Annotated in this window: 10 protein-coding genes; all 10 read right to left on the bottom strand. The window is 41.3% G+C overall.

From position 1 onward, the window contains the following. Window positions 1–62: 62 nt before the first annotated feature. The 10 genes from ACLI08_RS03790 to ACLI08_RS03745 all read right to left on the bottom strand — a co-directional run bounded on the left by ACLI08_RS03790 (window position 63) and on the right by ACLI08_RS03745 (window position 12,434). On the bottom strand, window positions 63–1,376 hold the full coding sequence (locus ACLI08_RS03790) for a hypothetical protein (protein ID WP_411427125.1): 1,314 nt from the start codon (window positions 1,374–1,376) through the stop codon (window positions 63–65). A 33-nt stretch (window positions 1,377–1,409) separates the two neighbouring features. Continuing rightward, window positions 1,410–2,540, bottom strand: coding sequence for a glycosyltransferase (locus tag ACLI08_RS03785; protein ID WP_411427124.1), 1,131 nt, complete (start codon window positions 2,538–2,540; stop codon window positions 1,410–1,412). Next, on the bottom strand, window positions 2,491–3,723 hold the full coding sequence (locus tag ACLI08_RS03780) for an O-antigen ligase family protein (protein WP_411427123.1): 1,233 nt from the start codon (window positions 3,721–3,723) through the stop codon (window positions 2,491–2,493). The genes ACLI08_RS03785 and ACLI08_RS03780 overlap by 50 nt, the downstream gene beginning before the upstream one ends. Then, complete coding sequence (locus tag ACLI08_RS03775) at window positions 3,720–4,520, bottom strand: glycosyltransferase (protein ID WP_411427122.1); 801 nt, start codon at window positions 4,518–4,520, stop codon at window positions 3,720–3,722. Before ACLI08_RS03775 ends, ACLI08_RS03780 begins: the two co-directional genes overlap by 4 nt. After that, window positions 4,513–5,895 carry an O-antigen ligase family protein gene (locus ACLI08_RS03770; protein WP_411427121.1) on the bottom strand — a complete coding sequence of 461 codons (1,383 nt, stop codon included), beginning with the start codon at window positions 5,893–5,895 and terminating at the stop codon, window positions 4,513–4,515. The genes ACLI08_RS03775 and ACLI08_RS03770 overlap by 8 nt, the downstream gene beginning before the upstream one ends. A 39-nt stretch (window positions 5,896–5,934) precedes the next feature. Beyond that, window positions 5,935–7,239 (bottom strand): flippase, encoded by a 1,305-nt coding sequence (locus ACLI08_RS03765; protein WP_411427120.1) that lies wholly within the window; start codon window positions 7,237–7,239, stop codon window positions 5,935–5,937. A gap of 7 nt (window positions 7,240–7,246) precedes the next feature. Continuing rightward, a complete protein-coding gene (gene rfbD / locus ACLI08_RS03760; protein ID WP_411427119.1) occupies window positions 7,247–8,089 on the bottom strand; it encodes a dTDP-4-dehydrorhamnose reductase in 843 nt (280 codons plus the stop codon). Window positions 8,090–8,092: 3 nt separating this feature from the next. Beyond that, a complete protein-coding gene (locus ACLI08_RS03755) occupies window positions 8,093–9,079 on the bottom strand; it encodes a hypothetical protein (RefSeq protein WP_411427118.1) in 987 nt (328 codons plus the stop codon). 9 nt (window positions 9,080–9,088) lie between these two features. Continuing rightward, window positions 9,089–10,777 (bottom strand): DUF6909 family protein, encoded by a 1,689-nt coding sequence (locus tag ACLI08_RS03750; RefSeq protein ID WP_411427117.1) that lies wholly within the window; start codon window positions 10,775–10,777, stop codon window positions 9,089–9,091. Window positions 10,778–10,952: 175 nt separating this feature from the next. Then, window positions 10,953–12,434: a GH3 auxin-responsive promoter family protein gene (locus tag ACLI08_RS03745; RefSeq protein WP_411427116.1), complete on the bottom strand. Its 1,482-nt coding sequence runs from the start codon at window positions 12,432–12,434 to the stop codon at window positions 10,953–10,955. Window positions 12,435–12,446 lie beyond the last annotated feature (12 nt).

Genomic DNA, 12,446 nt, shown 5'->3' with positions numbered 1-12,446 from the left:
CGCACTGTAATACGCGTGATTATAGGCGGCCTGTAAACAGCACGGTGCAAATAAACGATTTTTTATACATTATTCTGTTTTACAAATATGCCGGGAGTGTTAAAAAGGCAGTAAAAGACCGTAAAAAACACCAGGCCCTTTTGCCTCCATAAAAACGATTCGGTTAAAAACAGGCTTATCATTAGTACAGAAAAGGCTATGTGTATAAAATACCTTCGCCTTACGGCGTTGTACAGGCTGTACACCACCATGGCTATAATAAGCAGGCAGCCACCTATGCCTAAATCTGAAAACGCCTCTATATACTGGTTATGGAAGTTCAGCGTATTGTAAGGCTGGTCTGCCCACCCGGTGTAGGTAAGGCCACGGGCTTCACCTCGTTTTTTTACCTCAACCGAAGACGCATTGATTCCGTAACCCGAAAGCATGCGCGATGAGCCTGAAAGCATTTCTTTAGCAGTACGAAGCTGGTACAGGCGAAAGGCATAGCCATTAAGGTAATCAGTAGGCGCAAAGGTTTCTTTTGTCCATGCTTCCTGCAGCGTTACATTATGCACCATTTCTGTAGCCGGTGCGCCCGTACGCCTTTCATTTTCGCGCTCCATGATTTCAGATACGTTACCGTAATAGGCTAATGCCGAGGCCAGCACTGTAAACAATAGTATAGAGTACACACGGCTTGCACGGTCGTCTTTAGAAAAGAACAGGTAGTATACAATAACCACCAAGGCATCTGTAATGATGATTATTTTTTTTGACAATAAAATGATAACAAAGAACAAGAAGTACATGGCCACTTTACCCCAGTATGTATTGTTTTTTTTACCCAAAAAGTAGAACATGGCCAGCGACAGGAATACCGACAGATACAAGGAAATACTAAGCGTGGCTAAACCGTTAAGGAAAAACACATGCATTCCTTCACCCGAAAAAAACCTGAATACCGCCCTTAGGGTTATGTAAATGGCAAGCAGGCACATGGCGCTGCTGTAGTAACGTAGTATATCGTTTATGTGCTTGTAGCGCAGCGACCTCATAATGCCAAACGCCAGGGGTATAAATAGTAACGGTGCCTCTTTACTCAGCGCCTTAAATGATACCACCGTATCTACACTCCACGCCACAGAAGCCATCATTAGCACAAAAAGTACAATGGGCAGCCACAAGGCAGCGGTAAGGTGTATCTTCATGCTGGCACGCTGGTAAGACAGTACGGTAAACAACACAAACAAAATCACGGCAAGCGTATTGTATACGTGTGCCATGGGTAGTGTAATAAGCATTAACGATATAAAAAATATTACACTCTTGGTGCCCGTAGGCAAGCCCAGTCGGTGTAATAATGTATCTCGGGAATAAACCTGTATGTTGTTCATTGTACGTTTCGTTTCTCAAAAAAAGCTACTAAATTACTTACGTGCAGCAGCTTCTTTGTAAATATTTTCTATAAGGGATATGTTGTTCTGAAGATTAAAATGATCAGAGAACATTTTGCCCGCGTGCTCAGAAAACTGTTTTTGTAAAGCATCATTATGTAACAGGGCCAGTATTTTCTCGGCATAGTCTGCGGGGTTTTCTGAGGGTATTACATAGCCGTTATAGCCATTTTCCACCAGGTCTTTATTACCGTCGCAATTACTTACCACACACGGCTTTTGCAGGGCAAGTGCTTCTATAACCGCGTATGGCAAACCCTCGTAACGCGATGTACTGAGGTACACGCTGCAATGGCTGAGTATGTTAAGGGTGTTTTCGCGCGATGTCCAGTCTATAATAGTTACATTACTTTCCAGCTTACGGTTACGGATGATTTCTTTTACTGCGCTAAGTTTATCTGATAAAAAGCCTACCCCCACTACTACAAGGTGTACCTGGGGCCACTGTTGCTTTACGTGGTAAAGCGATTCTATCATCAGCTCAATATTCTTTTGGTAGCTGGGCCTGCCTATGGTACACAGATACGTATCGGGCCAGGTTTTTTGCAGGGTTAGCGGCTGTATTTGGGCCACAGGGTTAATACTGTTGTTAAATACAATAGTTTTATCCGGGCTAAAGCCTACCTCTGCTATCCCCCTGCCAGCTTCAGACTGCGATGTAGCCAGTAGCGTAGAACTTCCGCGTAATAATTTTTCTATGGTTAAAAAGACAAACTTTTTAAACCCCGTTTCGGCACTTAGGTAAGAAAATGCGTGCGGTGTAAATAGTACCGGGGTACCGGTAAGTTTGCCCACAATCCTGCCTATAACGCCGCCTTTGGCGCTGTGTGCGTGTATAACGTCGGGTTTTTCGGCCTTTATAATCTTATAGGCCTTATAAAGGCAGGTGGTATCTTTTGTAACAGATATACTGCGCTCCAGCGGTAAGCGGTAGCTTTTAAATACCGTTCCGTCCTTTGACTTAAATGGAATATCAGTATCGTTAATGCCATGGATAATAATATGCTCGAAGTTATCGGCATCAGTATTTCCGGTTATTAAACGGGCATAGGTATCAACCCCGCTTGAAGAAAAAAGGATATGAGCTACTTTGATCTTCCTCATCAATGATCTGATTATTGTTAATTAGCAGCAAGGCGATAAAGATACTAAAAATATAGCACCCCATCTGACGGAAAAAGATATTCTCTACTGCCATAAAAAATATAAGCGATAGTACTATAGAAAAATATATAAAGTTTCGCCTTACGTGGTACAGCAGCATAAGCATAAAACCGGCAAGCAGCAGCAGCCCGGCAAAACCGTGCGCCAGCATATAGTCATGAAACTGGTTATGCGAATTAAACTTAACTTTTATAAACCAGGCGCGCTTGGTTTCGTTGTTTGTAATTTTTCCGGCAAAGCAGTCTACATATTCATTTTCAAGCACTTTGTTAGACGGAAAGCCAAACACGGGGTTATAGTCCGGGTTGTGTAACAGGTCGTAAGCACACTGCCATATTACCACACGCGGTTCATAATCTATAGTGGTATCCATGGTTTGGTCTACAAAAAGACGGTTATAAAGGTTTTTATTAAGGAACACCGCACCGCTTACCAGCAACAAACCGGCAAAAGCTATCAGCAAACGCGTAATCAGCTTCATACGGGCATAAAACATAATGTATATACCCAAACATATTACCAGGGATATTAACGACATCCTGGCGGCTATAAATACAATAAAAAACACACACAGCCCTGCTGCTGCAACCAGTAGCCAGCGGTAGCGCGGCATTTTAGGAATAAGGTGCAGCGACAGTAGCGTACCGGCTACCGCGTAGAAGCCTGCGTACGGGCGTTCCAGTATTAATATTTCGTTTACCTCCAGTCCTATGTTAAACGGAAAGTTACCGTGGGCAGCGTAATAGATTAATGATTTTATAATACTTACCACCACTGTAGCCACTATACCCGCCAGCAACACTTTTTTAATCAGCAGGTAATCTGTTACCTTAGCAAACAGCACCGGCATTACCAGTATGGTTATGTATTTGCTGTATACCGAAAATTCAGAAAAAAGGCTGCCGCGTATGGCTCCTTTTATAAACAAATAGCCCATAACCGTGTATAAGGCATATACTACCGGTTGTTTCAGCTTACTGAAATCTACGTTACGCACATCGGATACAAACAGTACCACCAGCAGTGGCAGCAGTATATTTGGCAATGCCTTAGAAAACGGAAACAGCGCCACAAGCAACGCCAGTACTACCGTATATACTTTTTGTAAGGTTACAGTTTTCATTTGCTCAGCTTCTTTTTAATTGCAAGTATAAGCCCGGTAGGCATTACATACAGCAGCAGGCTGCGCAGTATGCCATAAACCGGATAAAAACCAAAATAAAAATTATCAGCCATAATACGCAGGCGGCTTTGTACCTGCTTCTTTCTCCTGGTTGCCGATATACCTGAGGGGTTTATTTCATATTTTACTAAAAACTGCTGCAGGTTCTCTGCTTTATAATGCTTCACAATTTTAAAAAATAACGCATAGTCTTCTGCTGCCGGATAGCCTAATGGATATAGACCTACCTGGCTAAGTACCGAAGCGCGTATAATAACCCCAGGGTGTAAAAACATAGAGTTAACATGCATTTTTTTCTTTATTTGGCCATTGGTTTCGGGGAATATCAGATCGTAAAGTGTGTTACCATCGCTATCTACAGCATGGGCATTACAACCTAAGAGCATAATATCAGGATGAGTATCCATATATTGCTCCTGTATAAAAAATCGGTTGCCAATGCACTGATCGTCGCTGTCTAACCGGGCGATGTAGGTATATTTTTGTGTAGCTGTTATTGCCGAAAGCCCTGTATTTAAAGCGGTTTCTATGCCTTTGTTTTCACCCAGATATATAAACGTAATACTTCCGGAAGCTTTAAAAGACAACCTAACGGCGTCCTCATCTATTAAAAGGGTATTACTACCATCATCTACAATAAATACGTCTGCACGCTCCTCATAATGTATAGAACCTAATGAGCGTACTAATCCCTCAGGGTTATTATAATGCGGTATAAGTATAGCCGTTTTATTCATTAGAAGATGTTGATTCTTTCTGGTTAGCTTCAATAGTATCTGGCATGGCAAAACGCATCAGTAACGCCAAAGATATCCAAATACCAAATAGCCTGAAACTATCTATTTGAAACCAGTTTAAAAATAAACCTGAAAAAGTAATAAGTAAACTTACTACCATTACCTGTTTATAACCTGTTGTAGCAATTATAAGGTTTTTACAGCGTACAAGTACAAAATATATGAATGCTAAAAAAATACCCAACCCTATAATACCGGTTTCAGCCAGCAAACGTGTGTAAATGTTATATGCTGGAGGAAACGAAGATACTTTTTGATTTTTGTACAGGTATTTAAACTCCCAGTTATTGTGTGTAGCCCACCCCGGATAATGAAAGCGTGAGTGGTACGCCAGCTGCCCAAACCCTACGCCTGCCACAGGATGCTCTTTAAACACCTGAATTGAAGCATACTGAATACCAAACCTGGACTTATTTGATATGTTCGACTTAAAATTTTCTACAAAGTTAAGTGACTCTAAACGCTTAGTGATTTTTCTGCCGTTAATGGCCATCACCGCCGTTATTGTAAGGGCGAGGACTACAGAGAGGTTAATGATAAATTTACGGTACTTTTCAAACCGGAGCATGTATACCATAAAAATGATAAATTGTAAAGACACAATAACTAAGGCCGTGCGCGAATCTGAATAATACATAAGTATAAGCACAAGTAAGGCAGGTACAAACCTCACCGGCCTGTTACTGGTAAGTATATAGCTAAACATCCAGCCCGAGATGGTAATAAGATACGTTCCTAAAGAAGGCGCCTCAAAAGTTATAGAAGAAATCCTGTTTGACACATATCCAACTTCAATAAAAGGCAGATAACTAAAGAGTTCTAATACTTGCCTTGCCGGCGAAAAATGATAAAATACCACCAAAATTTCGAGAAATCCGTATATCGACGCTGCAATAAGCGACCAAAAAATAACTTTCCTTATCCTGTAAAAAAGCTCTTTTATACTCATATTTATAGCTACATTCCAGTATAACAGAAAGAAAACACCTACAGATAGTAGTAATGAGAATAACTGTCTTATAAAACGGCTTATACCGGGTATATGCTTAAAATAGTTAGTGGCAACAGTGGGTATATTTATTAATGTACAAATAATACACCAAGCTACAAATAGCAGCAAAATACGGAATAAAGGACTTTTTAAAGGCAAAGCAATTTTGCCACTTAGTACTAAGAAACAAAATCCTAAAAGGAAAAAGAGCGCCGCTACCTCTGTTTGAAACTCTCCAAGAAAAGGAATCCCTTCATACTCGTTAAAGCCAAGGAAAAAGAGTCCGGTAAAAAACAGAAATATGTATATCTTCTTTATAGGCATTATAGTTCTTTTAAAAATGTACAGCCGTTTAGCTGTAAGTTATACGGCAGATAAATCTTGCCTTCGTAATCCCTTTATGGTTTTGTGGGCGTAGTAAAACATACCGGCGTCTATAAACAACTGTGTTATAAATATAGACACCGCAGTACCTGTAGTACCGTAACCCGACATTAATGATGATACGTTAAGGCTTACATTAAGCAAGGCCGCAAACAGTATAACCTTAAAATATAAATTGTCTTTATTTAGTGTAATAAGTACCTGCTTGCCATACATACTGTCTATAAAGGTGGTAACGGGTAATATAAGCAGTATCCTAAATAGCAGCACAGCCGGTGAGGTTGCTTCAAGGTCATAACATACGTGTATAATCCACGGTGCCAGGATGTACAATGGTACAAGCATAAGTACAAAAACTAACACACCTACTTTTACCACTTTATTTACCTCCGCATAGCCGGCCTCAAAACTTTCGGTCATTTTCAACGACATGTACGGGAACATGGCATTAGACAGTGGCGTAGCCAAATGCCCCAGGGCGCGGCATATTTTTTCTGCTGCCATAAAATATCCTACAGCCGTCTTGCCTAAAAACAATCCCATTATAAAGGTATTGGTATTAGTAAACAGCGATATTTTTAGTTCAGAAAAAAACAGGTACCTGCCTATTATAATTTGGGTTTTAATAGCACTATACGATGGCTTATGCATTTTAACCTGAAACTGCCTGTACACAAAAAAAAGTGATATCACACCTGCCGTAAGAAATCCGCAGGCTGTAAAAAGGCTGGCAAGCCAGGTTTCATCCGGGCGGTCTACAAAGACCAGAATTGCTACGGTAAACAACGTTTTGCAAATAATATTAATATACGTTATGTACTTCATTTTTTGCAATCCCTGAAAAAACCACATCGGGAAAATACCCATACCTACCACATAACCCGCAAAGGATATAAAATGAACCAATGCATCCTTTTTAAACAAAGGAACATTAAATACAATAAGACTCATTATAATAACGCTTATGCACATAAGGAGCAGCTTGGTATAAAACACTTCGCTAAATATTCTGTGTAATGCTTTGGGGTTATCCCGGTGTAAGGAAACTTCCTTAGTGGCATTCATGTTAAATCCGTAATCTGTAAGGATTTGGAAATAGGTAACAAAAACCAACGAAAATTGTATGAGCCCAAAATTATCCATTCCCAGCACCTTTATAAGGTGCCTGAAGGTTATAAACGGCAGCAACAGGTTAAGCCCCTGTAGAATAGACAGGGAAAAAAAATTCTTCAGTACCGTTTTGCGGTCTTTAGATTCAAAGAATTTTTTAAGCTTTTTTATCATGTTGCTCTTACAGCAGTGTTTGCCACTGTGGTATGTTTAATTTGAACGTTTCCTTTATTTTAGATTTATCCATTACACTGTAAGCCGGGCGCGTAGCAGGTGTGCTAAAGTATCCCGATGTTACCGGGTTCACCACAGGCGACAGTTTGTGTTTCTTAAAAATTTCCTGTGCAAAGCCATACCAGGTTACTTCACCTTCGTTACTGTAATGGTACGTACCGAATTGAGCGGAATTATGGCTGTGCTCATAGATAATTATATCCAGCAATGCCTGTGCAAGGCTCAGCGCATTAGTAGGTGTACCATACTGGTCGTTTACCACATTTAGCGTATTACCGGTATTTGCAAGGCGCAGCATAGTCTTCATAAAATTATTTCCGTATTCAGAATATACCCATGAGGTACGTATAATATAATGCGCGGGTAGTATAGCGGTTACCTGACGCTCCCCCAGGAGTTTTGTAGCACCGTAAACGTTTATAGGATCCGGTTCATCCTGCTCTGTGTAGGGAGATTTTTTTTTACCGTTAAAAACAAAATCGGTAGAAATATGTATTAACCTGGCGTGATAAGTCAGGCATGCTTTAGCTACGTTAGCAGCACCAGTTACATTAACCAGGCGGGCTGCTTCCTGCTCTGTTTCGGCTTTATCTACAGCGGTGTACGCCGCAGCATTAATACAATACTGCGGTTTTACTTTTTCAAACAGCTTTTCCAGTGCACTGAAGCTGGCTATATTACCTTCGGCAGAATCTGCAAAGTAAATGCTTAAACCGCTGTAGCCCTTAGCCATATGCTGTAAAGCCTGGCCCAGCTGTCCCCCGGCACCCATAACTAAAACCTGTATCATACGTTAGCTGGTTTGTAGCTGTCTTTTGGCCATCTGCTTTTTATACGCCTTGCGGAAACGCACAACCACCGCAAAAATGATAAGGAATACCAAAGGGAATATCAGCTTCATTTTTTTTGATATAATGTTAGAATCGTACTGGTTAAGTATCCTGGCTTTATCATTAATTATTTTGCTGAAGTTTATTTTCATCACCTTATAGTTGTCCAGCAGTATAACAAAACTGTTTCGTACATTTAGCATTTCGTTCAGCGGAGTATTATCATTGTAATACACACTACCCGAATTAGCGCGCGATGCTGTAAAGCCTGCCAGTACATTATCTATCTGAGCCACCATTTTTTCCTTTTCAACAATCTTGGTGTCGAGGTTTTTACGCTGTTGTGCAGCTATGGTGTTAAGATAAGGATCTGCGTTTAAAAACTTCATTACAGGCCCGGCAAGTTCTGATTCTTTATACTTGCCGTTAGTACTTATTATAATTTCGTGGTTAGTGTAGTTTTTACTAACCTCTTTATCTTCTATAAGCTTATCTACATCGCCATTTTCGGCCATGGTTTTAAAAAGCTCCAGCCTGTTATTCATGTTACCCTCTATAGACTCATCCATGTACTTGTAAATTTCAAGTACCGGCTTAATTTCTATTTTGGCAATATCTTTTGGCCTGGTTATACCCAGCTGTTTTAAAAATACGGTGTCGTTTTCTTTAATTTTGTCGTCTAGAAGTGCTACCGAAGCATACAGATAGTTATTACTCTCAAAATTAGGCGTAACAAAAATGTGGTGCTGGTAGTTTTTTTCCGAACGGTCTACCAAAGTACCCAGCACGCCCCCTGCAACAACAAGGATTAAAATAATGATGATGTTCCTTTTTATAAAAAGCACACCATCAAAAAAAGAATCGTTTACCCTGGTACCGTATTGTTTTAATTTACGGGTTATGGCACCCAGGTCTACCTCAACATTTTGGTTATGTTGTTGATTTTCCATTCGTTTGTTTTATTGTATATTAAAAATTTGCTCCAGTATTTTAATGGTTATCAGGTAGGTAGGTTTTACACCTGTGGTACCTAAGCCTCCACTGGCCAGGGTGCTGCCGGTTTCAAGCGGATTATCAGACGCATAGTACGCATAACGCACTTTTACGTCCGGGTTAATGCTCTTACGTATTTTGCTGGCACTTTGTATGGCTTTCTGGTAGTAGGCGCCCTCCATTTCAAGGCCTATAACACCCCATGTACTTTCGTTAAAAAACTTAAGCAAATCCCTGTTTTGCAACGATGTTCCCAGTACGCTAACCATAGGGCCGCTATATACCGGTATGCCCTGCCCTTCAAACATTTCGGCTGTAAGCTCGTTATGGAACGGATAGTTATCTCCCGTACCTTCGTTTATGTGCGCAGACGGAATCATAATGTCTCCCTTGTTACCTTCCAGGATACCCGCTTTACCCATAATAGATACCGACTCTACATTTATTAATGTTTTGGTATCATTTTCCTTGTATGGTTTAAGCAGCTCATCTATGGTTTCGTAAGCCTGCTCACCAAATGCATAGTCCATAACAATAATTACAGGCTGTTCGTCGGCCACCTTAGCACCCGGAAACGCTGTTTTGCTAAAGTCTATCTTAGCCGTATCAAAAATCTGAACGTCTATGTTAGTGCCCGAAGTATCGGGCATATAAATCATACCGTTTTTAAGCGCCGTTTCCTGAACCTTATCGCGCAACGTACCGTTATCTGAACGGCTTAGCTCTTCGTATATAAAAAAGTCGTCTTTATCTTTATACTTACCTTTAAACAGTGATGGTGCAAAAACCGAATTCATTACACTGTGCATATTGGCACTTATAATGTGTATAGGGCGTTGAAGCAGTCCGTTTTGCTTTAGTACAGCCTTAATGTTATCGGCCCATATTTCGCCATGTATGTGGTGGCCAAGCCTTTCGCGTAGTACCGGGGTAAAAGTTACCGTACGCTTACCGGCACCCAGGGCTTCTTCTATAGCCAGTTTACCCAGCCAGTAAATTACCCTAAGGAACCTGTCCGGATCTGCCTTTGTAGCAAAACCATCGTATATGGCGTTAATCTCTGCAAACGTACGGCCCAATATAATACTCAGGTGGCTTATGGCGCGCTCACGCTCTTCCAGTTGCAGCGGTTCTTCGTTCTCTATAACCTGTTCCAGCTTTACCCAGTCGCGTGCTATTTCGCCGTTATCGTCTATCAGTACGCGGTTTTTTATTTTCTCTGCCTCTATGTAAATAAAGGTAAGGTGAGTAAGAATATCATAAATATCGCTACGCCCGCGGGTAATTTCCACGTTCATTTGCTCCTCGTCTATACGGTAGCAGTTGCGTTTACGTTTTGGTGGTACTATGGCTTTAAAATGGCTTTTGCCATACCCTTCGTCGCTGGTAAGGTTAATAAAGCGGCATTGCTCTATACCTACAGGGAGGCGTTCTATAACATATAGTAGTCCGTTTAGTTCGGCTTTTTCTTCGGCAATAGAGCCGTATATTTCCGGGCGAAGCTGTAAAAGGGCTTCGCGCAAGGTTTCGCCGCTTACCCCCATCGGTTTATAAAAACCGCGGTTAAAAAGGTGGCGCATGGTTATGTACAGGCGCTCTATAGCCGCAGACGACTCCTGAGCACGTGAACGTGAAATGTTTTTAGTTCCTTGCATACATTGTAAATTTTATGGCAAATGTAAGTTTTTTATAATTTAATGTGTTTAAAATGCGTTTACCGATAAAATAACTAACAAATAATTTTATTATCCTCACCTAATTAAACCTGTTTTTATTAACATATTCCTGCAACGTGTTAACGAAAACTGGGTTTCGTTAAGGTATGCTTTCTTATTTAAAATAGTCAGCAATCTTCCTATCGTTACTAAGCCTCGGCAATTTGTTTTGTCCGCCCAGCTTGCCTATACTCTTCATATACTCCTGAAAGCCGTTTTGCTTTACTTTGGTAATAACTACCGTGCGCAGCACATTCCCCACAATCAGGTCGTCATAGTACACGTTTTGCTTGCGCATGGCGGCATCTATCTTTAATGCAAAAGCATCCATGTCTTGCGGTTCGTTTTCAAACTCTATAAGCCACTCGTGATACGGTAAACCCGTTTCAGGAGTTATCTGAGGAGCCACGGTAAACTCGTTTATGCGTACCTCTGTGCCTTCCATAGCCTGCTTAAGAGCCGTTTCTACCTCCTTGCCTATTACGTGCTCGCCAAATGCCGATATATAATGCTTTACCCTGCCGGTAACCACAACCCTGTACGGCGCCAGCGAAGTAAATGCTACAGTATCGCCTATGTTGTAGGCCCATAAACCGGCATTGGTAGATATTATAAGCACGTAGTTAACACCAAGAGCTACCTCGCCTATGGTACACCGGCGCGGGTTTTCGGTAAAAAACTCGTCTGCCTTTATAAACTCATAGAAAATACCCGAGTTGAGCAACAGCAACATACCTTTCTCCTTTTGGCTGTCTTGGTAGGCAAAAAAACCTTCCGAAGCCGGAAACAACTCTATACTGTCGACCTTACGGCCTATAAGCTTCTCAAATTTAGCACGGTACGGCTCGTAATTTACCCCACCGTATATAAACAGGTTAAAATTCCTGAATATCTGCCCCACCGGTTTCCCGGCTTTTTGATGCAGTTTTTCAAAATACATTTGCACCCAGCTGGGTATACCCGATATTACGGTCATATCTTCCTGTATGGTTTCCTGCACTATGGCATCTACCTTGGTTTCCCAGTCGTCTATAATATTGGTTTCCCAACTTGGCATGCGGTTTTTTTGCAGATACGCCGGAACGTAATGCGCCACAATACCGCTAAGGCGGCCAAACTTCACCCCGTGCTTTTCGTCGAGCTCCGGGCTCCCCTGCAAAAAAATCATCTTGCCATCTACAAAACCGGCATTACCCGTTTCGTGTACGTAGCTAAGTATAGCATTTCGGGCAGCTTGTATATGAAAAGGCATACTCTCTTTTGTAAGCGGAATGTACTTAGCACCACTGGTTGTACCCGATGTTTTAGCAAAATAAAGCGGCTTGCCTGGCCAAAGTATATCGGCCTCACCATGCACTACCCTTTCTATATAATGCTTTAATGCCTCGTAATCGCGTACGGGTACTTTTGACACATAATCAGCATAGGTTTGTATTGCGCCGAAATCATGGTCTTTGCCAAACTGGGTTTCTTTTGCCTTTGCAATTAATTCTTTAAACACCTGCTCTTGTGTAGCTACAGGGTTTGTAGCCCACTTTTGGGTTTGCTTATGAACAATGCCGGCAAATATTTTAGCTCCTAATGTTTTTAATGACATTATAAGGATATT

It is taken from the genome of Flavobacterium sp. RNTU_13, from assembly GCF_046614455.1.
GTDB lineage: Bacteria > Bacteroidota > Bacteroidia > Flavobacteriales > Flavobacteriaceae > Flavobacterium.
This window is presented reverse-complemented; position numbering and strand designations above follow the sequence as displayed.